This window comes from Streptomyces sp. NPDC055189, from assembly GCF_053606765.1.
Window position 1 is genome coordinate 21,400 of record NZ_JBSGSG010000003.1, and the last position, 23,449, is coordinate 44,848.

The window sequence follows — 23,449 nt, forward strand, 5'->3', positions numbered from 1 at the left end:
TTGCAGCAAGACTCCCGTGCAGGTCGCGCCGCCTAGGTACACCCTTCGGGCACCGAATCCACGGAACTCGCCCGCCGCACCGGCCGCCAAAGCCACTCCCGGCACAGGTAGTTGAAATATCTTGCAGAAAGCATTGACGCGTACATGCGCGGACGGCAGGCTCCGAGGCGGAATCCCCCCACGGCAGCCTCCCCCACGAGCCGCTGCCCTTCTTGGGCACAGCTGTGCCCGGTCCCGAAGGAGCCGCACCATGCAGCACCGTTCCCGCCTCATCGGCGCGACATCGGCCGGGGTCCTGGCCGCGGCCGGTCTCGCGACGTTCGCCCCCACCCAGTCGCAGGCGACACCGCCCGGCGAGAAGACCGTCACGGCCACCATGTTCGAGCGGCCTTACGCGGATGTCGGCAAGGCCTGCGGCGACCAGCTCGGCCCGGCGGGCTACGGCTACGTCCAGGTGTCGCCGGCTTCCGAGCACATCCAGGGCGACCAGTGGTGGACCTCGTACCAGCCCGTCAGCTACAAGATCGCGGGCCGTCTCGGCGACCGCGCCGCGTTCAAGAGCATGGTCGACGCCTGCCACCAGGCGGGCGTCAAGGTGATCGCGGACGCCGTCATCAACCACATGGCGGCCGGTCCGGGGACAGGCACCGGCGGCACGCAGTACGGCAAGTACGACTACCCCGGCTACTTCCAGGACGCCGACTTCCACACCTGCCGCACCAGCATCAACGACTACACCAGCCGTGACAACGTCCAGAACTGCGAACTGGTGGGCCTGGCCGACCTCGACACCGGCAGCGACGCGGTGCGCACCACCATCGCCGCCTACCTCGACGACCTGCGCTCCCTGGGCGTGGACGGCTTCCGCATCGACGCCGCCAAGCACATGTCGGCCGACGACGTCGCGGCCATCAAGGGCAAGATGAGCGACCCCGGATTCTGGGTCTCGGAGGTCATCCACGGCGGCGGCGAGGCCGTCCAGCCCGACGAGTACACGGGCGTCGGGGACGTCGACGAGTTCCGCTACGGCGGGCACCTCAAGAGCGCCTTCCAGGGCGGCGACATCGCGCAGCTGAAGTCGGTCGCCGACGGCAAGCTGGGCAGCGCGTCGGCCCGCACCTTCGTCGACAACTGGGACACCGAGCGCAACGGCTCGACGCTCACCTACAAGGACGGCACGGCCTACGCCCTGGCCAACGTCTTCATGCTCGCCTCGCCCTACGGCTCCCCGAACGTGTACTCCGGCTACGAGTGGACCGACAAGGACGCGGGCCCGCCCAGCGGCGGCGACGGCTGGACGGACACGCACACCCAGCAGGCCGTCACCGGTCTGGTCGGCTTCCGCAACGAGGTGGGCGCCGCCGAGCTGACCGACTGGTGGGACAACGGCGGCAGCGCCCTGGCCTTCGGCCGCGGCGACAAGGGCTTCGTCGCCCTCAACAACGGCGACGGCGAGCTGGCCCAGACGTTCGCGACCTCCCTGCCCGGCGGCACCTACTGCAATGTCGCCAAGGCCTCCCCCGACAGCTGCGAAGGCAACACGGTCACCGTCGGGGACGACGGGAAAATCGAGACGACCGTGCCCGCGCACGGCGCCCTGGCCCTGCACACCGGGGCCGAGGCGGGCTGAGGCTAGGCCAGGCGGAACACCGGATGGCGCGGCGACTCGGCGGCGAACTCCTCGTCCGTCGAGTCGCCCGTCACGTCGAAGTAGGCGCGGGTGACGGGCACTTCGCGCCAGTACTGGCGCAGGACGGGCACGCTCTCCTCGGAACCGAGCTCGACCACGCGCACGGTCTCGGACCTGCCGCCCCGGCTGAGGTCGATCTGCCCGGCCGCGCGGGCGTTGCGCACCCAGTTGCTCACCCCGTAGGCGCCGACCACCCAGCGCTCGCCGCCGGCCGACATGACGTCGACGGGGGTGGAGTACAGGCGGCCCGACTTCCTGCCGGGCACGGTCAGGATGTACCGGTAGCCCTTGCCGATCCCGAACCGGGTCATCGTCGCGAACACGCCGTTGATCAGACGCGTGCCGAAACCGATGCGATACGTCTTGGCCATCAGCCTTCTTCCTGTCGAGCGGCCGGCGGTTACCGCGCGGCCAGCAACTGGGCCGCGCCAAGGCGGGCCTGGCGCGCCGCTTGGGGTGACCCTGATATCGCGGCCGTGGTCATGGCCCCCTCCGCGAGCAGGACCAACGGGCCGACAGTCTGCCCGGATCGGCCCGCGGCGGCCACAAGTGCGGCCATGTAGTCATGGAAGGCGGCCTTGTGCGCCCGGACGGCCTCGGCCACCGCCGGTTCCACGGCTCCGAGTTCGCCGAAGGAGTTGATGAAGGCGCAGCCCCGGAAGTCCGGCTCGGAGAACCACTCGTAGAGCCAGTCGTAGACCGCGAGGACGCGCTCGACCCCGTCCGGCCTGCTCTGCGCGTACTCGGCGAGCCGGGTCCGCCAGCGGCGGTCGCGGCGCTCCAGGCAGGCGAGGACCAGCTCCGATTTCGAGGGGTAGAGCTGGTACAGCCGCTTGAGCGAGACGCCCGAGGCGGCGCGGACCTGGTCCATGCCCACGGCCTGGATGCCGCGCTCGTAGAAGAGCTCCTCGGCGGCGTCGAGGAGTCTGACTTCCGCTTCGGCGCGGTCCATGAGGGCTCCAGACAAGTGAGAACGGTCGTTCTCCGACCTTACTACGCGGCCCGGCTCCCCTGTGCGGCCGGGCACGGTCGCACCCTTGCGCGAGAACGCACGTTCTCCTATCGTGAGCGACCCGAGTGGAGAACGGACGTTCTCCACCGCATCGCCCTCGACCTCCAGGAGAGCGCCGTGTCTGCTCGACCCCCCGTTCCGCCGTTCACCCGCGAGACCGCGGCCGAGAAGGTCCGCCTGGCCGAGGACGGCTGGAACAGCCGCGACCCCGAAAAGGTGGCCCTCGCCTACACCAAGGACTCCCGCTGGCGAAACCGCGCCGAGTTCGTGACCGGCCGCGACGCCATCGTCGCCTTCCTGTCCCGCAAGTGGGACCGGGAGCTCGACTACCGCCTCATCAAGGAGTTGTGGGCACACGACGGCAACCGCATCGCTGTGCGCTTCGCCTACGAATGGCACGACGACTCCGGCCACTGGTACCGCTCGTACGGCAACGAGAACTGGGAGTTCGACGACGACGGCCTGATGCGCGTGCGGCACGCCTGCATCAACGACCTGCCCATCCAGGAGTCCGACCGCAAGTACCACTGGCCGCTCGGCCGCCGCCCCGACGAGCACCCGGGCCTCAGCGACCTGGGCCTGTGATTCCCGGGTCACCCCTGCCCCCGGACCAGCGACTGATGACGAGCGGCAGCAGCGCGCACTGCGCGGCCACCGCGACCCAGAACAGGCCCGCGCCGCCGCTGCGTTCGGCCAGCTGATAGCCCTCGCCTCCGGCAACTCCGCTGACGAAGGCGCCGATTCCGGCCGCCAGCCGCTGGTGGCCGAAGACGACCGCCGGGGCCCGGGGCGACCGCGCCAGGGCTTCGAGGTCGTTCTTGAGGAACAGCACGATCTCGCCGAGGCACACGAACAGGGCGCCGGCCAGGATCGCGACATGGTTGCCGACGGCGAGCGTGGCCATGCCCGCGGCCATCGCACCGAACCCCAGCCACAGGGCCCGGGCGTAGGGCAGGCGCGCGATCCGGTCCGAGAGAAGGGGCTGCGCGATCACGAGCAGCAGGGCGTAGAGCGCGAGAACCAGGCCGTAGTACGTCGTCGAGGTGCGGGGCACCGCGTACAGGGCGAGGTAGTGCTGGAAGAACATGAAGACGTACAGGCTCAGCACGGTGGTCGCAAAGGGCAGTACGGCCAGGCCGGTGAACGCCCTTTCGCGGCACGGTGGTTGGACTTGTCCGGCCCCGGTGACCGCCCCGTGGCCGGGGTTCTCCCCGGGCAGCAGCACATGGCCCACGGTGATCGCCGCGAACAGCGCTGTGACCGCGGTGAACAGTCCGGCCGATGCGCTGAGGACGAAGGGCGCCGCCGCCAGCGGGCCCAGGGCGATGCCCGCGTTCAGCGCGGAGCTGCTCGCCGACAGCAGCAGCGGGCGCTGCTCCTCGTCCACCTGGTGGATCAAGTAGGCCTTGTTGGCGGGCAGATAGAGCGCGGCGCCCGCGGAGACCAGGAAGAGCGCGAAGACCGCGGCGGCCGGATGGCGCAGGCCCGGCAGGAAACAGCCGAACCCGGCCGTACGGATCACCAGCGCGAGCAGCATCGTGCGCCGCAGCCCGATGCGCTCGGCGACCGCACCGCCCACCACACCGCCGGAGAACTGCACCAGGGAGGCGACGGCAAGCACGACGCCGACCGCGCCGAGCCCCATGCCGAGCCGCTCGTGGAGCAGCACCGACATGAAGGGCAGGACGGCGAAGCTGCCCAGCGGTATCAGGAACGACCCGGCGAGCAGGAACCGTTGCGGCCCGGTGAGCCGCGCGAGGCCGGACCGCAGACGCCCGCGCGGCGTGACCGGCAGCGTCACCGGGGCGCAATGAGCGGCCGTATGCTCCCGGCGGCGCTGAGCGCACGGTGCAGGGCCAGTTCCGCGGTGGCCCCCTCGGTCAGGACGATGCCGGTGCAGCCGCGCTGGTCGCTCACGTGCTCCAGGCGATCGCCGGGGGCCGCGGTGGGATACCACTCGGGTGCGCCGGGGAAGGCGGCCAGGCCCTCCACTCCGGTCCACCCGGTGAGGGTGCCCGGCCGGTCGGGGTAGACCAGGACGAATCCCGAGGCGGGGCCCGCGGCGGAGGGTGCGTCGAGCAGGGCGGGGCGCAGGCCGAGCGCCACGGCGATCATCGCGTCGTACACGTTGGTGCGCAGGGCGCGGCACAGAGCCTCGCCGACGAGCGCTCCGCCGATGCGCCGGTTGATCTCGACGAGCTCCGGTCCTTCGGCGGTGAGGACCAGCTCGACGTGCGCGAAGCCCTCCGTGTGACCCGCGGTCTTAAGGACGCGCCCCGCCCAGTCCTGGAGCCGGGCGAATTCCGCCTCCGGCAGGGCGACGGGGAAGGCGGCGGCCTCCTCGCGGACGGACGGTTCGGGAGACATCTGACGGCTGAGCACGCCCAAGAGCTTCGTCTCCCCCGCCCAGCTCAGGGTCTCGGCGCTGTAGACGGGCCCGGCGAAGAAGGGCTCGGCGAACAGGACCCCGGAGAAGGGGCGTTGAGCGGCTTCGCGGAGAGCCGCGTGCAGTTGTCGCTCGTCGCGGACCAGCCAGACATTGCGCGACGAGGTGCCCGCGGAGTCCTTGAGGACCGCAGGCAGGCCGATCCGCCGGAGCACCTCGTCGGCTGCCGCGGGGTCGGCCGGGATCGTCAGGGCGGGGCCGCGGCTCAGGTGCTGTTCGTGCAGGAGGTTGCGCACCCGGCTCTTGTCGCGCAGGACTCGCACGGCGGCCGGGTCGGGTCCCGGCAGGCCGAGTGCGGCGGCCAGGTCAGCGCCCGGCACGCTCCAAGTGTCGGTGGAGTTGATGAGCCCCTTCAGGCCGGGGACGGCGGCCAGGGCCGCGGCGGACGCGGCCGGATCACGGGTGTCGACGTCGACGATGTCGAGTGCTCCCGGCGCCAGGCCCGCCAGCTCGTGCCGGTAGACGGACCGGTTGCCGGTGAGCAGGCACAGCCGGTGCCCGGCGGCGTCGGCCGCTTCCACCAGGCGTCCCAGGCCGAAGGTGAGTGCTTCCAGGGCGGCGATGGTCACGATGCCTTCCCCTCCTTGTCGTGCGTGTCCATGCGTACAGCGGGCGCGGAGGTCCTGGCGCGTACGTCGTAACTGCGCCGGTTCCACTCCATCGCCGACCACGGCAGGGCGAGGTCGGCCAGGTCCGTGATCTGGTGGGGTTTGAGGGTGCGCGGATCGAGCGCCTCCTGGTGGCGGGCGAAGACCCGCTCGGTGTAGCGGTGCCCCGTGTCCGCCCCGATCACCAGGTGCATCCGGTCGGGGTTGCGGGCCGCTTCCCAGGCCGTCACGAGGTGGGCCGCCCCGGTGGACAGGCCCGCGAACACCGCGTGGGCGCGCAGCAGATCGACGGCTCCGGCCATGGCGTGGCGGAAGTCGACCCAGTGCAGGGTGTCGTACAGGTCGTGGCGGACGTTGTCGAAGGGGATCGAGCTGCCGATCCCGGCGATGATCGCCTCGGGGTCGCTGAAGCCCTCGCTGCCGAAGGTGACGCTGCCGAAAGGCTGCAGGCCCAGCAGGCGTATGTCCCGGCCGCGTCGGCGCAGCGGTTGGACGAGACCGCCCGTGGAAGCGCCGGTGCCGACCGCCCCGACCACGGTCAGCGGGGTGTCGGGCAGCGCGGTGTCGACCAGGTCCGCGAACTCCTGGTAGCCCGCGTAGTGGACGCCGTCGTGGTACTGGCGCATCCAGTGCAGATCGCTGCGCTCGACGAGCAGTTGGCGGACGCGGCGCACCCGCCGCTCCTGGTCCAGCCGCAGGCTGTCCGAGGGCGGCATCTGGTCCACCGTGGCGCCGAGGATCTCCAACTGGGCGCGCATCGCGGCGTCGACGGTCGTGGAGGCGATGATGTGGCAGCCGAGCCCGTAGCGGTGGCAGGCCATGGCGAGGGCAAGGGCGTAGATGCCGCTGGAACTGTCGACGAGGGTCTGGCCCGGCCGGACGGTGCCGCGCTCCAGCAGAGTGCGGACCGCGCCGAGCGCGGCGTACACCTTCATCGTCTCGAAGCGCGCGAGGACGACGTTGTCCGATAGCCGCAGCAGGTCGGGGGCTTTCATGGCGTCGGTGATGTGTCCGTGGACGGTGGCCGCGGGGGCTGCCGCCGTGCGCAAGGGGGTCACCGCCCGACCGACCGGAGGTAGCCGCCCAGGCGCTCGGCGCCCTTGACGTTGCGCGGGCCGCTGACCGCGTCGCCGTAGGACATCACGAAGAAGCGGTTCTCCTTGACGGCCGGGACCGACTTCAGGCTGGACAGCGACTTCAGGTAGGCGATCTTGTCCTTGGCGGGCTGGTCTGCGTAGTCGATGATGACGATGACCTCGGGTTTCGCCTTGATCACGGGCTCCCAGCCCACGGTGGTCCAGCCCTTGTCGAGGTCGTCGAAGACGTTGGTGGCGCCGGCGGCCCTGATGATGTCGTTGGGTGCGGCGTGGCGTCCGGCGGTGAAGGGCTGGTCGGTGCCCGAGTCGTAGACGAAGACCTTGGCCGGGTCGCCCTTCTGGGGCCAGGTCTTCTTCAGGGCGGTGACACGCCCCTTGAGGTCGGTGACGACTTTGTCGGCCCGCTTCTCCACGCCGAAGATCCGGCCCAGGTTGTCCAGGTCCGTGTAGAGCGCCTCCAGGGGTGTGACGTCGACGCTCTTGTCGCCGTAGTCCCAGCACGTCTCGGTATGCAGGTAGCTGGCGGAGCCGACCTTCTCCAGGAGGGCGGGCGTGATGCCGCGCTCCTCGCTGAAGCCGGAGTTCCACCCGGCGAAGACGAAGTCGGCCTTGGCGTCGACGACGATCTCCCGGGTGATGCGCTCGGTGCCCAGGCGCTCCACGTCGGCGTAGTCCTTGCGCCAGGGCGAGCCCTTGATGGAGGGATCGCCGAGCTTGTTCATGACGTAGCCGCGCATCCGGTCGGCGAGGCCGAGGGAGAACATCTTCTCGGCGCCGCTGACGTCGTAGGCCACCGGTCGCTTCGGGCGGGTGTAGGTGACGTCCTTGCCGCAGTTGGAGACGGTGACGGTCGTGGTCTTGTTCTTCGCCGCCGGCTCGACCTCGGCGCCGCAGCCGGTGGCCAGGAGTCCGGTCGTCAGGAGTACGGCGGCCGCCAGGGCGCGGGGCAGCGGTGGTCGGGTCATGGGCGGAATCCTTCTGATCGGGCGGCGGCGGGGGCCGGGGCGCCGGTGGGGGCGAGGTCGTAGACGAGTTGGGGTGTCCCGGTGCGCGGGTGGTGCACGACGGTGGCGTCGACGCCGAACACCTTGCGGATCAGCTCGGGGTTCAGGACCTCGGCCGGGCTGCCCGTGGCGACCAGCGAGCCGGAGCTGAGGACGGCGATGCTGTCGCAGGCGGCAGCCGCCAGATTGAGGTCGTGCAGGGCGGTGAGCACGGTCAGGCCCGATCCGCGCAGGAAGGACAGGAGCTCGACCTGGTGGCGGATGTCCAGGTGGTTGGTGGGCTCGTCGAGGACCAGGACGCGGGGTTCCTGGACCAGGGCGCGCGCCACGAGCACGCGCTGGCGCTCGCCGCCGGAGAGGGTGAGCACGCTGCGGTCCGCGAGGTGGGTGACGTCCAGACGGTCCATCGCCTGCCCGCACAGGGCGCGTTCGCGCGCGGTCAGCGGCTGGTTGCCGCGGGCGTGCGGGGCGCGGCCCAGCGCCACGACCTCCTCGACGGTGAAGTCGAGCTCGGTGTGGCTCTCCTGGGTGAGCGCGGCGATGGAGCGGGCGCTGTCGCGCAGCTTGAGCGACGTCAGGTCGGCGCCGTCCAGGAGCACGGCGCCGGAGGTCGGCTTCAGCGCGCGGTAGACGCAGCGCAGGGCGGTGGACTTGCCGCTGCCGTTGGGTCCGACGAGCCCGACGATCCGCCCGGCGTCCACCTCGATGCTCAGCCGGTCGACGAGGGCGCGCCCCGCCGTCTCGACGGACAACTCCCTGAGTACGAGGGTCATTAGCGCCCTCCGAACAGATAGCCGCGGCGGCGCATCAGCACGATGAACACCGGTACGCCGATCAGGGCGGTGATGACCCCGAGGGGCAGTTCCTCGGGGGCGAAGGCGGTACGGGCGACGAGGTCGACCCAGACCAGGAAGCAGGCTCCGGCGAGCGGCGCGACGGCAAGGACGCGGCGGTGCGTCGAGCCGACGAGGATGCGCACGACATGCGGCAGGACGAGCCCGACGAAGCCGATCGCACCGCTGACCGCGACGATCAGGCCGGTGACGGCCGCCGTGAGGAGGAACAGTCTGCGCCGCAGGGCTTCCGCGTCCACGCCCAGGCTGGCCGCGGTCTCGTCCCCCAGCGACAGGACGTCCAGGGAGCGGCTCTGGCGCAGCAGCACCACGACCGTGACCAGGACGGCTCCGGCCGCCAGGGGCAGCGACTGCCAGGACGCCGAGCCGAGACTGCCAAGGAGCCAGAACAGCACCGTGCGCGCGGCCTGGCCGTTCGGCGAGAGGAAGACGAGCACGCTCATCAAGGCCTGGAACCCGTACGCCAGCGCGACTCCGGTGAGCACGAGCCGCAGCGGCGTCAGGCCCAGCGGCCCGCGCGCCGCCAGGTACACGAGCACGGTGGCGCCGAGCGCTCCGAGGAAGGCGGCGGCGGACAGGGCGTAGACGCCCAGGCCGGCGAAGACCCCGAACACCACGACGGCGGTGGCCCCGACGGACGCGCCGGAGGAGATGCCGAGGACGAAGGGGTCCGCGAGGGCGTTGCGCACCAGGGCCTGGATGGCGACGCCCACGACCGCGAGCCCCGCTCCGACCACGGCGGCGAGCAGCACCCGCGGGGTGCGCACGTGCCAGACGATGGAGTATCCGCTGACCTCGTCGGCGCCGATGCTGCCGCCGGTGAGGGCGGCGGTCAGGAACCGTACGACGTCCCCTAGCGGTACGACGGTCGGGCCGAGGGCGATCCCGGCCAGAACGGAGATCACCAGGGTCACGGAGAGCACCGTCAGCGTGGTCACGAGCCGACCGCGGCCCGCCTTGCCCTCCTGTCTTGCCGTCGGCTCGTGCGGGGCCGCCTGCGGAGGGGCGGCGGTCCTTGATGTGGCCTCGGTCATGAAGTCCCTTCGCCCGTCGGGCAGTTCGCAGCGGCAGGGCCGCTCCTGCGCGGCGCGGCACGCTCCAGTAGTCGGCGGGTGGCGCCGCCGAGTTCCCGTCGATCGACAGGGAGATGCACGAACTGCCCCGGTCACCGACCGGGCTTGGTCCCGCGCACGATCAGGCGCTTGGAGTGGTGGTCGTAGGGCTCACCGTCGAAGCCGCCGAAGCACTCGACATCCGTGAACCCGGCGTCCTCGAAGAGGCGGCGCAGTTCGGCCGCGCTGTAGAGGAAGGAGGTGAGGGAGGCCTCGCGTGCGATGCCGTCGCGCACGAGCGTCCAGTCGGTGCGCAGCCGCGTCCAGCTGTCCAGGACGGTGTCGCGCTGCACCACGTAGGCGCCGTCGAGTTCGACGATCTGAGGGCGGCCGATCCAGCCGGCGAGGACCTCTTTGCCCATCACGTCGATGAGCAACTGCCCGCCCGGCACCAGCGATTCACGGGCGTTGCGCAGCACTCGGAAGTTGTCCCGCGGGTCGTCGAAGTAGCCGAAGGAGGTGAAGACGTTGAGCACCACGTCGTACGAGTCCGGCTCGACGTGGGTGAGCATGTCCGCCCGCACCAGGCGGACGTCGGCCGCGGCGTCCTCGCACACGGCCTGCGCCCGCTTCAGGAGTTCCGCGCTGAGGTCCACCCCCGTGACCTGGTAGCCGCGGCGCGCCAGCGGCACGAGGTAGAGGCCGGGCCCGCAGCACAGGTCGAGGACGCGGCTTCCCGCCGGGAACACGAGCAGCGGCGAACCGGCGACTATGTCCGCCGTCTCCGCCCGCCGCCGCTCGGAGAACATCGTCTCGGAGAAGTCGGACCAGAATCCGTCGTCCTCGTACCAGTGCATGCTGCCGCGACCTCGATCCAGTGGGCTGTTCCGGCCCGCACGCCGCGGCTGCGCGGGCCGTGTGCGTACGGGACTTGCTCACCAAGGGTCGGCTGCGGGTCTCTTCTGGTTCCCGAGGGGTTCCCGGGTCTGGTTTCCGAGGGGTTCTCGGTCAGTTCCGGCCGGCGAGGCGGGTGCCGATCTGGAGGAAGGCCCGGACGAGCGGGGCCGGTGGCACCGCGGGCGACATGACCTGGGAGGCGAAGTGGACGACGACCAGATCGAGTCCGGGTGAGACGAACAGGCGCTGGCCGTGGATTCCGCTGGCCATGTAGGAGTCGTAGGGGTCGTTCGGGATCCACCACAGGTCGTGGTACGAGAGCGTGGCGGGCGAGTCGGGGGGCGCGGCCGGGAATCGGACGCGCCGGGGGTAGCCGTCGGGGACCCCGCTCGTGATGGTGGTGGCCACGGCCTCCGGCACGATCTGCCGCTCCCCGACCGTTCCCCCGCGGCGGAGCATCTCGCCGAGCCTGGCCACGTCGCGGGCCGTGGCGCTGAATCCGCCGCACGCGGCTTCGATGCCTTCGCCGTCGAGGGTGTAGTAGGCGTCCTCCTCCGCGCCCAGATGGGACCAGATCAGCTCGCTGAGCAGGGCGGAGGTGGTGATGCCGGTGATGCGGCGCAGGACCTCGGCGAGGGCTTCGACGTTGCCGTTCTCGTAGCGGAACTCGGTGCCCGGCGCGCCGGTGGCCCGTGCGGTGGCCAGGTGTTCGCGGATGCTGGTGGGCCCGCTGTAGCCGTAGGGCCGCAACTGGGGCCCCACGACGGCGAAGTAGCGCTGCGCCTCGATGGCCTTGTCGAAGCGCCGGCCCGCATAGCTCATCTGCGTGCCCATGTGCAGCAGGTCGTCGACCCTGGCGTCCCCGAACGCCGTTCCCGCCAGCTCGGGGACGTAGTGCGAGGTCAGGGCCGTGCGGTCCAGGAGTCCTTCGTGCGCGAGCATCGCTGCCACGAGACCGGTGTAGGACTTGGCCGCCGAGGCGTTGAAGTGCGGGTTGTGCGGCTGGGTTCCGTGGAAGTAGCGCTCGTGGACGAGGGATCCGCGGTGCAGGACCACGACGGCGTCGGTCTGCGCGGCGGCGAACACCTCCGGCAGTTTGAGCGTGGCCCCGTCCGGAGCGGTGATCTCCAGGGAGTCCAGGTCGTGCGGGTCGGCGGGCAGGTCGCGGGCGGGCGCCGGGCCCCGCCACACCCGCCGGGTGGGCGAGATCTCGCGGCCCGCGGCCGTGTAGCGCCGGACCCACGCGGGGTCGGTGTATCCGCGGGCCCATATGAGGTCGCTCAGCGGCGCCGTCTCGGTCGTGGGTCCAGTCGTCGCGGGTCCGGTCGTCGTGCGGCCCGTCACGGATTCGGTCACGGATTCAGCCATGGATTCGGTCACGGATTCAGTCATGGGTTGCTCCCATCAGCGGCCTCAGGTCGGCAGCAGCTCGGCATCATCAAGCCATAGATTCACTTCACTCTAATCGTTAACATACAAACTGTTCAGTACTCTGCGCCGCAACCGCACTCGCCCCTGCTCCCCCGACCGCAGGAGTCCTCATGGCCACCCCGCACACCACGTCCATGACCCTCGAAGACACCGCAGCCCCACCCGCATTCGACCGGCGGCGCGCCTGGCTGATCACCGCGATGATCGTCGCGTTCATGCTGATCAACTACGCCGACAAGTCCGTTCTGGGGCTCGCGGCCGTGCCGATCATGGACGAGCTGGACATCAGCAACAGCACGTACGGCATGATCTCCAGCTCGTTCTCGATCCTGTTCAGCCTCTCGGGCCTTGTCGTCGGTTTCGTCTCGTCACGCATCTCCAGCCGGGCACTGCTCTTCACCATGTCCCTGCTGTGGGCGGTGGCCCAGCTGCCGGTGCTGATCGTGGCGGCGGTCCCGACGCTGATCGCGGGGCGGGTGCTGCTCGGCGCGGCCGAGGGCCCTGCCGCCTCGATGTCCATGCACGCGCTCTACAAGTGGTTCCCCTTCGACCGGCGCGGCCTGCCGTCGGCACTGCAGATCAGCGGCGCCGCCCTGGGCACGCTGATCGCGGCACCCGTCGTCACCTGGCTCATCACGGCCTTCGGCTGGCGCTCGGCCTTCGCGGCACTCGCGGCGGTCAGCCTGATGTGGAGCCTCATCTGGTGGCGGGTCGGACACGACGGCCCCTACGGTCAGGCGCGCCCCGCCAGTTCCGGCGCGAGCGGGCCGCAGCAGTCGCGCGAACCCCGCCTGCCCTACCGAAAGCTCCTGCTGAACGGCACGGTCATCGGCAGCATCGCGAGTGCATTCGGCGCCTCATGGGCCCTGGCCATCAGCCACGCATGGCTGCCCGCGTACTTCAGGACCCAGCTCGACATGACACCGGGCGGCGCGGCGACGGTCATCAGCGGCATCTCCGCCTTCAGCTTCGTGCTGCTCCTGGCGGTCTCGCCGTTCGCCGATGCGCTGCGCCGCAGGGGCGTGTCCAGCCGCTGGGCGAACGGAGCGCCGCAGGGAATCGCGGTCCTCGTCGCCGGCCTTGCCATGGCGAGCTTCTCCTTCGTGGGGGACGGCTGGCCCCAAGTCCTGCTGATCGCGGTGGCGTTCGGCGGCAACGCCATCGTCTTCCCGCTGCACTACATGACGACGGCCGCCGTCGTGCCCACCCAGCAGCGCGGAGCGCTCTTCGGGATCGTCGCCGCGACGGGGACGCTGCCGGGCCTGATCGCCCCGTATCTCACGGGTCATCTGCTCGACACCGCGGACTCGCAGAGCGCGGGCTACACCGGATCGTTCCTGCTCTCGGCGGCGGTCATGCTCCTGAGCGGGCTGACCGCACTGCTGTGCATACGTCCGGAGCGGGACGCGCTGCGGCTCGGCCTCACCCCCGATGCGCCCGCTCAGGCCGGCGCGTCGAAGCCGCTGGCCCAGTAGCGGCCGCGCAGGGCCAGGTCGAGCAGCTGGCGTACGACCTCTTCGGGAGGCATCGGCGGTGTCTCCTGCTCGACCCACCAGCGCAGTACGGCGATCTGCTCGCCCACCCAGACGCGGGCCAGGAGGTCGGCGTCCATGCGCGGTTCGACTCCGTTGCGATCGGCGCGGGCGCGGAACTCCTCGGCGGTGACCCGTGCGCAGTTGTCCACGAACATCTGCAGCGGCTTGCCGTCGCCCTCGCCGCGCAGCACGATGCGGTACAGGTCGCGCTCGTCGCGGGCGTGGCGCAGCATCTCCAGGACCGGCTTGCCGGTGAAACCGACGGCGCTGTCGGCCATGGCCGGGCGCAGTCGCTCGGCGAGCTCGTCGAGCAGGTCGGACGTCACGCGCGCGAACAGGCCTTCCTTGTCCTTGAAGTGCGCGTAGAAGGTCGCGCGGGCCACGTCGGCGCGTTCGGTGATGTCTTCCACCGTCAGCGCGGTGAAGCCCCGCTCGAGGACCAGTTCCACCAACGCCGAGCCGAGAGCCCGCCGTGAGCGTCGTGTCCGCCTGTCCTCGGCCATGTCGGCCCTCCTCGCCCGCAGTCGTGAATGCGGCCCCAGTCTAGAAGACTCTTGACAGTCCAGAGGTTACTGAACAAGCTGTCTGTTATTGAGCAGCTTGTTTATTTTCATGCTTCGCGCCACACATCCCCTGCACTGCTCCGGAGAACCGCGATGAATCTCGGCACCTATCTGACCCGCAGCGCCCGCTACTGGCCGCAGGCGACGGCCCTCGTCTGCGGGGACCGCTCGTGGACCTACGACCGGCTCGACACCACGACCAACCGGCTGGCCTCCGCGCTGATCGCCCGCGGCCTGCGTCCCGGCGACGCGGTGGCCTCGCTCGCCTGGAACCGGGGCGAGCTGGTGGAGGTCGAGTTCGCCCTGTACAAGGCGGGGTTGATGCGCGCTCCGGTCAACGCCCGCCTGGGCCGCGGGGAGATGGCGCACATCCTGCGCTACGCCCCCGTGCGCGCTCTCGTCTACGACGCGGCCCACCGCGAGGACGCCCTCGCCGCGATCGCCGAGGCCGGCACGGACTGCCTGTCGGTCCCGCTCGACGGCACATCAGAAGGGGATGCGGGGGTGATTGCCTACGAGACGCTCCTGGCCGAGGGCGGCGGGGAACCGATCGCCGTCGACCTCGACGAACACGCCCCCTGCGTCCTGAATTTCACCTCCGGCTCCACCGGCGCCCTCAAGGCCGCCGTGCAGACGGTCGGCAACCGGCTCGCGAACATGCGCAAGCAGCTGATGAGCGACGAGTCCCGCCCCCGGCCCGGCACCCGCTATCTCGCCTGCGGCCCCATCACCCACGCCACCGGCATGGGCCTGCTCGCCGGGGTGTTCGGCGGCTCCACGACCCACGTCCTGCCCGCCTGGAGCCCCGAGGCCTTCGTGGAGGCGGTGGAGAAGGAACGCATCACCGCGACATTCCTCGTGCCCGCCATGCTCAACATGGTCCTTGCCCACCCCGACTCCGCCGCCCGGGACCTGTCCTCGCTGACCAGCGTGCGCATCGGCGGCGCGCCCATCTCGCCCCAGCGCCTGCGCGACGCCGTGGAGTTCTTCGGCCCCGTCGTCGCCCAGGGGTACGGCCTGGGCGAGACCACCAGTGTGGTCGCCGGACTGAGCAGCGAGGAGATCGCCCGCGCCGTCAAAGAGGACCCGGAACTGCTGCAGTCCTGCGGCCGGGCCTCCTACGACACCGAGATCCGGATCGTCGACGAGAGCGGCCGCGAGCGCGCCCCGCGCGAGATCGGCGAAGTCATCGTGCGCGGCCCCGACTGCGTACGGGAGTACTGGCAGGAGCCGCAGTTGTCCGCCGAGACCTTCCGCGACGGGTGGGTGCACACCGGTGACCTGGCATGGATGCGCGAGGACGGCTATCTCTTCCTCGTCGACCGCAAGAAAGACATGATCATTTCCGGCGGGTTCAACATCTACTGCACCGAGGTCGAATCCGCCCTCTACGAACACCCCGCCGTCCGGGAAGCCTGTGTGATCGGCGTGCCGGACGAGACGTGGGGCGAGGCCGTCAAGGCCGTCGTCGTCGCGGAATCCGGCGCCACCATCAGTGCGGAGCAGCTCATCGCCTTCTGCGCCGAGCGCCTGGACCGCCTCAAGAAGCCCCGCTCCGTGGACTTCGTCGCCGAACTCCCCCACAACCGCAACGGAAAACTCGACCGCAGGGCGGTGCGCGAGCCGTACTGGGCCGATGCCGTCCGCCGCGTGAACTGATCCGTACACCCCCGTCGCAGCCACTCCCGCCGCCCTTGAACGAGGAACGACCCGACATGACCTTCTCCCTGCGCCCCGCCTACGACGACCCGTACCTGGCCGACCTCGTCGGCCGGCTGCGCGACTACCTGGACGGCGAACTGGCCGACCACGAACGGGCGCGCGGCCTCCACCACGAGAGCCGCCTCACCCGCGCCGACCTCGAACCCGTCTGGCGTCGCAGCCGCGAGCTGGGCTTCTACGGCATCCACCTGCCCGAGGAGTACGGCGGCCAGAACCTGACCTACACCCAGCTCGCCGCCCTCAAGGAGGAGATCGGCGCCAGCGGCCGGGTCCTCGCCCACAGCGTCCTGGGCGACATGGGCGGCCCGCTGCGCGCGGGCGACATCCTCAAGTACGCCACCGACCACCAGCTCGCCAAGTATCTGCTGCCCCTGGTGCGCGGCGAGCGCGCCTGCTGCTTCTCCCTCACGGAAACCGACGCGGGATCCGATGTGCGCTCCATGCGCACCACCGCCGTCCGCGACGGCGACGGCTACCGGCTGACCGGCCACAAGGTGTTCTCCTCGGCCGGCCCGTTCGCCGACTTCGCCATCGTGGTGGCCCGCATGGCCAAAACCGGCGAGCAGGAGGGCGAGAAGCCGCGGTTCTCGGCCTTCCTCGTCGACCTGGACAGCCCCGGCTGCCGCGTCGAGGACGGCGCGACCCCGATGTCCGGCGAGCACATCGAGAGCGACATCGTCCTGGAGGACTGCCACGTCCCCGCCGCCAACCTCCTGGGCGAGGAGGGCAAGGGCATGCGCATCGCACTCGGCCGCGTCACCACCAACCGGCTGCTGCACTGCCCCACCGTCATCGGCGCGACGCGCCGCGCCCTCGACCTGACCCTGGACCGCACCCGCCACCGCACGGTCGCGGGCGGCACGCCGCTGCTCGCGCTGCAGGCCATCCAGCACAAGGTCGCCGACATGGCCACGGAGCTCTACGCGGCCCGGTCGATGACGTACGCGGCGCTCGCGGCACTGGACAGGGGCGAGGACGCGCACGCCGAAGCCTTCATGTGCAAGCTCTTCGTCGCCGAGTCCGCCTTCCGGACCCTGGACCAGGCCGTCCAGATCCACGGCAAGGAGGGCCTGACCCGGGGCAACGAGATCGAATTCCTGTTCCGCAAGATCCGCATGTTCCGCGTCCTGACCGGGACTTCAGAGATCCAGCGCAACGGCATCGCCAGGCTGCTCGCCTGACACGGTCATGTCCTGGCGAGGGCCGCGGGCGCGCCGGCGCTCTGCGGCTGCTCCGTGACCTGCTCGGACTCCGGCACCGCATCGGGCTCGGGGGTTCCCGAGTGCAGGACGCGGTTGACGCGTGCGGTGTCCAGGACGCCTTCCCAGCGGGCGACGACGAGGGTGGCGACGCTGTTGCCCGCCAGGTTGGTCAGGGCACGGCACTCCGACATGAACTTGTCGATGCCGAAGATGAGCATGATGCCCGCGGCGGGGACCGTTCCGACGGTGGACAGTGTGGCGGCCAGGGCGATGAACCCGGCGCCGGTGATGCCTCCGGAGCCCTTGGAGGTCAGGATCATCACGGCGAGCAGACCGAGTTGCTGCCCGATGGTCAGGGGTGTGTCGGTGGCCTGGGCGATGTAGACGGCGGCCAGGGAGAGGTAGATGGAGCTGCCGTCGAGGTTGAAGGAGTAGCCGGTGGGCACCGTCAGGCCGACGATGTCGCGCCGGACGCCGAGCCCTTCGAGTTTGGACATCACGCGCGGCAGGACGCTCTCGGAGGACGAGGTGCCCAGGACGATGAGGAATTCCTCGCGCAGATGACCGAGCAGCCGGAAGACGTTGATCTTCAGTAGCGCGAGAACGCCGCCGAGGACGACCACCACGAAGAAGAGCGAGGTCCCGTAGAAGAGCCCGATGAGCTGGCCCAGGCTGGTGAGGGTCGAGATGCCGTACTTGCCGATGGTGTAGGCCATGGCACCGAAGGCACCCACAGGAGCAGCCAGCATGATGTAGTGCAGGATCTTGAAGACGACGGTGCTCAGCCGGTTGATGCCGTCGACGAGCGGGGCGCCCACGGGACCCACGGCCTTGAGCGCGATGCCGAACAGGACGGCGAAGAAGATCACTTGGAGGATTTTGCCCTCGGCGAACGCTCCGACCGCGCTGGAGGGCACGATGTCGGTGAGGAAGTGCCACCAGCTCTGGTTCTCGCCGTCCTTGACGTACTGGGCCGCGTCGCCGGACAGCTGGAGGTCGCCGGGGTGGGCGTGGACCCCGGCGCCGGGCCGGAACAGGTTGACGGCGATCAGCCCGACGGCGAGGGCGACCAGGGTCCCCGCCTGGAAGTAGAGAAGTGACTTCAGGCCGACCCGGCCGACGCGGCGCAGGCTGTCGACGCCGCCGATGCCGGCGACGATCGTCAGGAACACGATCGGCGTGATGAGCATCTTGATGGCGGAGACGAACGTGGTGCCGACGGGTTCGAGGGCGACGCCCACGGAGGGCCAGAGCCAGCCGGTGAGGATGCCGGCGACGATCGCGGTCAGGACCCAGAAGTACAGCTGTTTGTACCAGGGCTTGGGCCGCGGGGCGGCCGGGGTCGCGGGGGAAGTCTCGGACTCGGTTGCTGCCATGGCGTTTCTCCTCGTCGAGGAACGTGAATGCAGCCGGGGACGGGGCGTCCGTGCGGGCGGCCCGCGCCCCTGGCCGGGCGCGCGTCTAAGGAGTTTCAGAGGAGTTCGACGAGCTTCTCGGTGAACTCGGTCGTGGTGGCGTTGCCGCCCAGGTCCGGGGTGCGCACGTCGGTCTTGGCGAGCACCGCGGCGATCGCGTCGGTGATGTCGGTGGCCGCCTCGCCGTGGCCGAGGTGCTCCAGCATCATGGCGGCCGACCAGATCGCCCCGAGGGGGTTGGCGATGCCCCGGCCCGCGATGTCGGGGGCCGAGCCGTGGACCGGCTCGAACATCGAAGGGTGGGTGCGCTCGGGGTTGAGGTTGGCGGCCGGGGCGATCCCGATGGAGCCGGCCACGGCGGCGGCCAGGTCGCTGAGGATGTCGCCGAAGAGGTTGGAGGCGACCACCACGTCGAAGCGGGCCGGGTCGAGGACGAACTTGGCGGCCAGCGCGTCGATGTGCTCCTGGTCCCAGCTCACCTGCGGGTATTCGGCGCCGCGCTCGGCGACCAGCTCGTCCCAGAACGGCAGGGTGTGCACGATGCCGTTGGACTTGGTGGCCGAGGTGAGCCTTCCGCCGCGCTGTGCGGCCAGCTCGAAGGCGTAGTCGAGGACGCGGGTCACTCCGGCGCGGGTGAACACGGACTCCTGTACGGCCATTTCCTCCGGGAAGCCCCGGTTCAGGCGGCCACCGATCTCGCTGTACTCGCCCTCGACGTTCTCGCGGACGACGACGAAGTCCACCTCACCGGGCGCGGCAGCTCGTAGCGGGCTGTCGACGCCCTCGAAGACGCGGATCGGGCGCAGGTTGACGTACTGGCGAAAGCTGCGCCGGATCGGGATCAGCAGTCCCCACAGGGAGACGTGGTCGGGCACGCCCGGGTAGCCGACCGCGCCGAGCAGAATGGCGTCCTTGTCGCGCAGTTGGTCGATGCCGTCCTCGGGCATCATGGCGCCCTCGTTGACGTAGCGCTCGCACGACCAGTCGTACGAGGTGTAGGAGACACGGAAGCCGTGGCGGGCGCCGACGACGTCGATGACCTGCTGTGCGGGCGGCAGGACCTCGGCGCCGATGCCGTCGCCGGGGATGAGCGCGATGTGGTGGTGGGTCATGTGCCGATTGCAGCAATCAGGCCATGAAGCCGTCCAAGACGCTCTGCCGATCTGCCTTATAAGGCAGCCCTATCAGCTCTCGCTCCGGCCCTGGATCATTCTCGCTCCGGCCCTGGATCAGTTCTCGCTCAGCTCTCGACGGCGGCGAGAGCGCAGGTCACGAAGGCGCGGGCGGCCGGGGCCTGTTCGGCACGGCGGCTGACCAGAGCCACCTGCAGCGTCGTCCTCGGCTCGATGTCGAGCACCAGCGCGCCGGCACGCTCGGCCATCGTGCGCCAGGACTCGGTGACCACGGCGAGCCCGGCCCCCGCGAGCACCAGCGGCAGGATGGCCACCCGGTGCTCGGTCTCGGCCGCGATCGCGAAGTCGATGCCCCGCTCGCGCAGCCCGTCGACGTACGCGCGCATCCCGGTGCCGCGCTGCCCGACGATCAGCTGCTTCCCGGCCAGTTCCTCGCACGCGACGGGATGACCCGCCGGGAAGGGGCCGTCGGGCGGGGTGACCAGGACGAAACGCTGCTCCCCGGCGGCATGGGCGACCACTTCCTTGCCGGTCAGCGGGCCCGACGTCGCCAGGAGCCCCAGCTCGGCGGCGCCGGTGCGCACCATGTCGACGACGTCGCGCGAGGTGAAGGCGGCCCGGATGTTCACCGACACTCCGGGATACCGGCCGCGGAACGCGCGGATCATCGTGGTCAGCGGCTCCACCGCCTGCGAGGGCATGGCGGCGATGTCCAACCGTCCCTCGCGCAGTTCGTGCACCGCGCTGACGCTGGCGCGGGCCGTCTCCAGGCTGCGCACGGCCGCGCGGGCGGGTTCGATCAGTGCCGAACCCGCCTCGGTCAGCACGGCCCGGCGGCCGATCCGGTGGAACAGGCTGCTGCCCAGGTCCCGCTCCAGTGCCTGCACGGCCTGGGACAGCGAGGGTTGGGAGAGGTAGAGCGCCGAGGCGGCCCGGTTGAAACCACCGTGATCCACGATGGCGAGGAAGTACTCCAGCTGACGAACGTCCATGCGTACATCCTCACGCCGGGTGCCTACCGCACGCCGGGTACATGCCGGCACACCGGGTGCGCCCCGGCCGGGGTCCGACGTGAGGAGCAGGGGGCGCCGGACCTGCTGCCCGGCGCCGATCCGCTGCTAGGCGCCGCTCGCCTTGAGCATGTCCTCGCGCTCGACGATCTTCACGCGCTCGCGCTCCTCGGCCACGCCGAGGGCCTTCTCCGCGGCGTCCAGGCGGTACCAGCCCTCCCAGGTGGTGAAACGGACGTTCTGCTCGGCGAGGTAGGCGTTCACGGCCTCGGGCTCGGGGGCGGCGGGCGTGTGCAGACGGGCGTTGGCGTGGTCGTCCAGGAGGCTGGCGACCGTCTCGTTGGCGTCGCCCTTGGTGTGACCGATCAGGCCGACGGGGCCGCGGCGGATCCAGCCGGTGACGTACGTGGACTGCAGGTGCTCGCCGGTCTCCTCGATGACCCGGCCGCCCTTGTCGGGCACCGTGCCGGAGGCGACGTCCCAGGGCAGCTTGGGCAGCTCGTCGGAGAGGTAGCCCACGGCGCGGTAGACGGCGCCGAGGTCCCAGTCCTTGAACTCGCCCGTTCCCTTGACGTTGCCGGTGCCGTCGAGGGCAGTGCGCTCGGTGCGCAGGCCGACGACCTGGCCGTCCTCGCCGAGGATCTCGGTCGGCGACTCGAAGAAGTGCAGGAAGAGCTTGTGCCGGCGGTCGCCGACGTCGCGAATCGCCCAGTTCTCCAGGGTCTTGGCGACCATGTCGGCCTGCTTGTTGCCGCGCCGGGTCGCGATCGAGCCGTCGTCGTAGTCGATGTCCTCGGGGTCGACGATGACCTCGATGTTCGGGGAGTGGTCGAGCTCGCGCAGCTCCAGCGGGCTGAACTTGGCCTGCGCGGGGCCGCGGCGCCCGAAGACGTGCACCTCGAGCGCCTTGTTGGCCTTGAGGCCCTCGTGGACGTTGGCCGGGATCTCGGTCGGCAGCAGCTCTTCGGCGGTCTTGGCCAGGATGCGCGCCACGTCCAGCGCGACGTTGCCGACGCCGAGGACGGCGACCTTCTCCGCCTCCAGGGGCCAGGTGCGCGGCACGTCCGGGTGGCCGTCGTACCAGGAGACGAAGTCCGCCGCGCCGTAGGAGCCGTCGAGGTCGATGCCGGGGATGTCGAGGGCCCGGTCGGCCGTCGCGCCGGTGGAGAAGATCACCGCGTCGTAGAAGGAGCGCAGGTCGTCCAGGTCGATGTCCCGCGGGTAGTCGACGTTGCCGAAGAAGCGGATCTGCGGCTTGTCGAGGACCTGGTGCAGGGCCGTGATGATGCCCTTGATCCGGGGGTGGTCGGGGGCGACGCCGTAGCGGATGAGGCCGAACGGCGCGGGCATCCGCTCGAAGAGGTCGATCGAGACGCCGGGCTCGACCGCAGCTGCGGATTTCAGCAGCGCGTCGGCGGCGTAGATGCCGGCCGGACCGGCTCCGACAACAGCTACCCGCAGAGGGCGAGACATGATCAGGTTTCCCTTCGAGCGAAGACGTGGGGCTCGTGGGGAAGCCTAAACTAAGGCAATCCTAAGTTAGTACTCGGGTCGGACCTATGACCCCATAAGGCCAGCTTATGGGGTCACGTAGGAAGGGTTTGAGCCGGGCCGGGGGCCGCCGCGCTTCCAGGCGTGCGGAGATACGGGCGGGGCGCCGGGGAACTCGGGCAGATGGCACCTCGTTGTCAACTCACCTGACCCGCAACCGAGTTGGGTCCGAGCTCACCCTGTGCAACGGAGTTGGTCGACTCTCACTCCGCGCATCTTCCGCTCTTCACGGAGGCCCGGAACCATGAACCGTAGTCACCGAAATCACTCCCAGCCGTCCCGCCGCACCATCATCGGCGGCGCCGCCGTCGCCGCCCTGGCCGCGACGACCGGCACCGCCACGGCCGCCGCCCCGCACAGCGCACGGAGCGCGCGGGGCGCCGCCTGGCCCACCGAGTTCGCGCTCCCCGACGGCTTCCTGCCCGAGGGCATCACCATCGGGGACAAGCCGTACGCCTACCTGGGATCGCGCGCCAACGGCGCCGTCTACCGCGCCGACCTGCGCACCGGCCGGGGCGAAGTCTTCCACGAGGGCGCCGCGGGCACGGTGGCGGTGGGCCTGAAGATCGACGACGACGGCCTGCTCTACATCGCCGGGAACACCGGGGTCGCACGCGTCCTGGACACCCGCAGCCGCCAGCTGGTGCACACCTACCGGCTGACGGAGGCGGAGGGCCACTTCATCAATGACGTCGCCCTGCTCGGCGACCGCGCCTGGTTCACCGACTCCCGCGACAGCGTGCTGTACGGAGTGCCGCGCGGCCGCAGAGGCACGGTGCGCGCGCTGCCGCTCGGCGGGGACTGGGAGCAGACACCGGACGTGATCAACGCCAACGGCATCGTCGACGCCCCCGACGGCCGGGCCCTGATCGTCGTCAGAAGCACGCCGGGCAAGCTCTACCGCGTCCCCCTCACGACCGGGCACGCCACGGAGATCACGCTGGTCGGAGCGGGCGACGTGGTCAACGGCGACGGGCTCCTGCGCGTCGGCCGCACCCTGTACGTCGTCCAGAACCGGCTCAACAAGGTCAGCGTGTTCCACCTCGACGCCAAGGCCACCACCGCCACCCTGCGCCGCACCATCACCGACCCCCGCTTCGACGTCCCCACCACCGCGGCGCGCCGGCGCGATCGCCTCTATCTCGTCAACGCCCGCTTCACCAGCCCGCAGGAGCCCACGACGACGTTCAACGCCGTCGCCGTCCCCCTCTGAACCGCGCCCCTTTG

At 70.6% G+C, this 23,449-nt stretch carries 21 protein-coding genes; 6 read left to right on the forward strand and 15 right to left on the reverse strand.

What is annotated here, in order from left to right:
• The first annotated feature begins 250 nt into the window (after nt 1-250).
• Entirely contained in the window at nt 251-1,630 is a 1,380-nt protein-coding gene (locus tag ACWFR3_RS03380) for an alpha-amylase (protein WP_453732835.1), read from the forward strand.
• A gap of 2 nt (nt 1,631-1,632) precedes the next feature.
• Here the strand turns inward: ACWFR3_RS03380 and ACWFR3_RS03385 are convergent, their stop codons facing one another.
• Nucleotides 1,633-2,061, reverse strand: coding sequence for a nitroreductase/quinone reductase family protein (locus ACWFR3_RS03385; protein ID WP_453732836.1), 429 nt, complete (start codon nt 2,059-2,061; stop codon nt 1,633-1,635).
• Nucleotides 2,062-2,090: 29 nt separating this feature from the next.
• Nucleotides 2,091-2,642 (reverse strand): TetR/AcrR family transcriptional regulator, encoded by a 552-nt coding sequence (locus ACWFR3_RS03390; RefSeq protein WP_453732837.1) that lies wholly within the window; start codon nt 2,640-2,642, stop codon nt 2,091-2,093.
• A gap of 177 nt (nt 2,643-2,819) precedes the next feature.
• On the opposite strand from ACWFR3_RS03390, the gene ACWFR3_RS03395 reads away from it, so the two are divergent.
• Complete coding sequence (locus tag ACWFR3_RS03395; RefSeq protein ID WP_453732838.1) at nt 2,820-3,287, forward strand: nuclear transport factor 2 family protein; 468 nt, start codon at nt 2,820-2,822, stop codon at nt 3,285-3,287.
• Here ACWFR3_RS03395 and ACWFR3_RS03400 read toward each other — a convergent pair.
• From ACWFR3_RS03400 to ACWFR3_RS03435, 8 genes are all read right to left on the reverse strand, one after another.
• Nucleotides 3,268-4,503, reverse strand: a complete 1,236-nt coding sequence (locus ACWFR3_RS03400) for an MFS transporter (RefSeq protein ID WP_453732839.1) — start codon at nt 4,501-4,503, stop codon at nt 3,268-3,270. The genes ACWFR3_RS03395 and ACWFR3_RS03400 overlap by 20 nt on opposite strands.
• The gene (locus tag ACWFR3_RS03405) at nt 4,500-5,717 is read right to left on the reverse strand and encodes an ATP-grasp domain-containing protein (protein ID WP_453732840.1); all 1,218 of its coding nucleotides are present in this window, start codon (nt 5,715-5,717) and stop codon (nt 4,500-4,502) included. Before ACWFR3_RS03405 ends, ACWFR3_RS03400 begins: the two co-directional genes overlap by 4 nt.
• Entirely contained in the window at nt 5,714-6,751 is a 1,038-nt protein-coding gene (locus tag ACWFR3_RS03410; RefSeq protein ID WP_453733015.1) for a pyridoxal-phosphate dependent enzyme, read from the reverse strand. Before ACWFR3_RS03410 ends, ACWFR3_RS03405 begins: the two co-directional genes overlap by 4 nt.
• Nucleotides 6,752-6,810: 59 nt before the next feature.
• Nucleotides 6,811-7,818, reverse strand: a complete 1,008-nt coding sequence (locus ACWFR3_RS03415) for an ABC transporter substrate-binding protein (RefSeq protein WP_453732841.1) — start codon at nt 7,816-7,818, stop codon at nt 6,811-6,813.
• The gene (locus tag ACWFR3_RS03420; protein ID WP_453732842.1) at nt 7,815-8,630 is read right to left on the reverse strand and encodes an ABC transporter ATP-binding protein; all 816 of its coding nucleotides are present in this window, start codon (nt 8,628-8,630) and stop codon (nt 7,815-7,817) included. Before ACWFR3_RS03420 ends, ACWFR3_RS03415 begins: the two co-directional genes overlap by 4 nt.
• The gene (locus tag ACWFR3_RS03425) at nt 8,630-9,745 is read right to left on the reverse strand and encodes a FecCD family ABC transporter permease (RefSeq protein ID WP_453732843.1); all 1,116 of its coding nucleotides are present in this window, start codon (nt 9,743-9,745) and stop codon (nt 8,630-8,632) included. Before ACWFR3_RS03425 ends, ACWFR3_RS03420 begins: the two co-directional genes overlap by 1 nt.
• A 131-nt stretch (nt 9,746-9,876) precedes the next feature.
• Nucleotides 9,877-10,620, reverse strand: a complete 744-nt coding sequence (locus tag ACWFR3_RS03430; RefSeq protein ID WP_453732844.1) for a class I SAM-dependent methyltransferase — start codon at nt 10,618-10,620, stop codon at nt 9,877-9,879.
• 151 nt (nt 10,621-10,771) lie between these two features.
• On the reverse strand, nt 10,772-12,052 hold the full coding sequence (locus ACWFR3_RS03435) for a serine hydrolase domain-containing protein (RefSeq protein ID WP_453732845.1): 1,281 nt from the start codon (nt 12,050-12,052) through the stop codon (nt 10,772-10,774).
• A gap of 149 nt (nt 12,053-12,201) precedes the next feature.
• On the opposite strand from ACWFR3_RS03435, the gene ACWFR3_RS03440 reads away from it, so the two are divergent.
• Complete coding sequence (locus ACWFR3_RS03440; RefSeq protein WP_453732846.1) at nt 12,202-13,566, forward strand: MFS transporter; 1,365 nt, start codon at nt 12,202-12,204, stop codon at nt 13,564-13,566.
• Here the strand turns inward: ACWFR3_RS03440 and ACWFR3_RS03445 are convergent.
• Nucleotides 13,533-14,129, reverse strand: coding sequence for a TetR/AcrR family transcriptional regulator (locus ACWFR3_RS03445; protein ID WP_453732847.1), 597 nt, complete (start codon nt 14,127-14,129; stop codon nt 13,533-13,535). The genes ACWFR3_RS03440 and ACWFR3_RS03445 overlap by 34 nt on opposite strands.
• A 153-nt stretch (nt 14,130-14,282) precedes the next feature.
• Here ACWFR3_RS03445 and ACWFR3_RS03450 point away from each other — a divergent pair, with 153 nt between their 5' ends.
• Complete coding sequence (locus ACWFR3_RS03450; RefSeq protein WP_453732848.1) at nt 14,283-15,848, forward strand: class I adenylate-forming enzyme family protein; 1,566 nt, start codon at nt 14,283-14,285, stop codon at nt 15,846-15,848.
• Nucleotides 15,849-15,904: 56 nt separating this feature from the next.
• Nucleotides 15,905-17,092, forward strand: a complete 1,188-nt coding sequence (locus ACWFR3_RS03455; protein ID WP_453732849.1) for an acyl-CoA dehydrogenase family protein — start codon at nt 15,905-15,907, stop codon at nt 17,090-17,092.
• Nucleotides 17,093-17,097: 5 nt separating this feature from the next.
• Here ACWFR3_RS03455 and dctA read toward each other — a convergent pair whose 3' ends face one another.
• The 4 genes from dctA to ACWFR3_RS03475 all read right to left on the reverse strand — a co-directional run bounded on the left by dctA (nt 17,098) and on the right by ACWFR3_RS03475 (nt 22,144).
• Nucleotides 17,098-18,489 carry a C4-dicarboxylate transporter DctA gene (gene dctA, locus ACWFR3_RS03460; RefSeq protein ID WP_453732850.1) on the reverse strand — a complete coding sequence of 464 codons (1,392 nt, stop codon included), beginning with the start codon at nt 18,487-18,489 and terminating at the stop codon, nt 17,098-17,100.
• Nucleotides 18,490-18,584: 95 nt separating this feature from the next.
• Nucleotides 18,585-19,640: a tartrate dehydrogenase gene (locus tag ACWFR3_RS03465; RefSeq protein WP_453732851.1), complete on the reverse strand. Its 1,056-nt coding sequence runs from the start codon at nt 19,638-19,640 to the stop codon at nt 18,585-18,587.
• A 128-nt stretch (nt 19,641-19,768) separates the two neighbouring features.
• A complete protein-coding gene (locus ACWFR3_RS03470) occupies nt 19,769-20,653 on the reverse strand; it encodes a LysR family transcriptional regulator (RefSeq protein WP_453732852.1) in 885 nt (294 codons plus the stop codon).
• A 126-nt stretch (nt 20,654-20,779) separates the two neighbouring features.
• Entirely contained in the window at nt 20,780-22,144 is a 1,365-nt protein-coding gene (locus ACWFR3_RS03475; protein ID WP_453732853.1) for an FAD-dependent oxidoreductase, read from the reverse strand.
• Between the two features lie 322 nt (nt 22,145-22,466).
• Between ACWFR3_RS03475 and ACWFR3_RS03480 the strand changes: the two genes are divergently transcribed.
• On the forward strand, nt 22,467-23,435 hold the full coding sequence (locus tag ACWFR3_RS03480) for an SMP-30/gluconolactonase/LRE family protein (RefSeq protein WP_453732854.1): 969 nt from the start codon (nt 22,467-22,469) through the stop codon (nt 23,433-23,435).
• Nucleotides 23,436-23,449 lie beyond the last annotated feature (14 nt).

Bases quoted from the DNA above. Each gene is read 5' to 3' on its own strand.
- ACWFR3_RS03380 (WP_453732835.1), top strand. From the start codon at position 251: ATGCAGCACCGTTCCCGCCTCATCGGCGCGACATCGGCCGGGGTCCTG.
- ACWFR3_RS03385 (WP_453732836.1), bottom strand. From the start codon at position 2,061: ATGGCCAAGACGTATCGCATCGGTTTCGGCACGCGTCTGATCAACGGC.
- ACWFR3_RS03390 (WP_453732837.1), bottom strand. From the start codon at position 2,642: ATGGACCGCGCCGAAGCGGAAGTCAGACTCCTCGACGCCGCCGAGGAG.
- ACWFR3_RS03410 (WP_453733015.1), bottom strand. From the start codon at position 6,751: ATGAAAGCCCCCGACCTGCTGCGGCTATCGGACAACGTCGTCCTCGCG.
- ACWFR3_RS03415 (WP_453732841.1), bottom strand. From the start codon at position 7,818: ATGACCCGACCACCGCTGCCCCGCGCCCTGGCGGCCGCCGTACTCCTG.
- ACWFR3_RS03420 (WP_453732842.1), bottom strand. From the start codon at position 8,630: ATGACCCTCGTACTCAGGGAGTTGTCCGTCGAGACGGCGGGGCGCGCC.
- ACWFR3_RS03425 (WP_453732843.1), bottom strand. From the start codon at position 9,745: ATGACCGAGGCCACATCAAGGACCGCCGCCCCTCCGCAGGCGGCCCCG.
- ACWFR3_RS03430 (WP_453732844.1), bottom strand. From the start codon at position 10,620: ATGCACTGGTACGAGGACGACGGATTCTGGTCCGACTTCTCCGAGACG.
- ACWFR3_RS03435 (WP_453732845.1), bottom strand. From the start codon at position 12,052: ATGACTGAATCCGTGACCGAATCCATGGCTGAATCCGTGACCGAATCC.
- ACWFR3_RS03440 (WP_453732846.1), top strand. From the start codon at position 12,202: ATGGCCACCCCGCACACCACGTCCATGACCCTCGAAGACACCGCAGCC.
- ACWFR3_RS03445 (WP_453732847.1), bottom strand. From the start codon at position 14,129: ATGGCCGAGGACAGGCGGACACGACGCTCACGGCGGGCTCTCGGCTCG.
- ACWFR3_RS03450 (WP_453732848.1), top strand. From the start codon at position 14,283: ATGAATCTCGGCACCTATCTGACCCGCAGCGCCCGCTACTGGCCGCAG.
- ACWFR3_RS03455 (WP_453732849.1), top strand. From the start codon at position 15,905: ATGACCTTCTCCCTGCGCCCCGCCTACGACGACCCGTACCTGGCCGAC.
- dctA (WP_453732850.1), bottom strand. From the start codon at position 18,489: ATGGCAGCAACCGAGTCCGAGACTTCCCCCGCGACCCCGGCCGCCCCG.
- ACWFR3_RS03465 (WP_453732851.1), bottom strand. From the start codon at position 19,640: ATGACCCACCACCACATCGCGCTCATCCCCGGCGACGGCATCGGCGCC.
- ACWFR3_RS03470 (WP_453732852.1), bottom strand. From the start codon at position 20,653: ATGGACGTTCGTCAGCTGGAGTACTTCCTCGCCATCGTGGATCACGGT.
- ACWFR3_RS03475 (WP_453732853.1), bottom strand. From the start codon at position 22,144: ATGTCTCGCCCTCTGCGGGTAGCTGTTGTCGGAGCCGGTCCGGCCGGC.
- ACWFR3_RS03480 (WP_453732854.1), top strand. From the start codon at position 22,467: ATGAACCGTAGTCACCGAAATCACTCCCAGCCGTCCCGCCGCACCATC.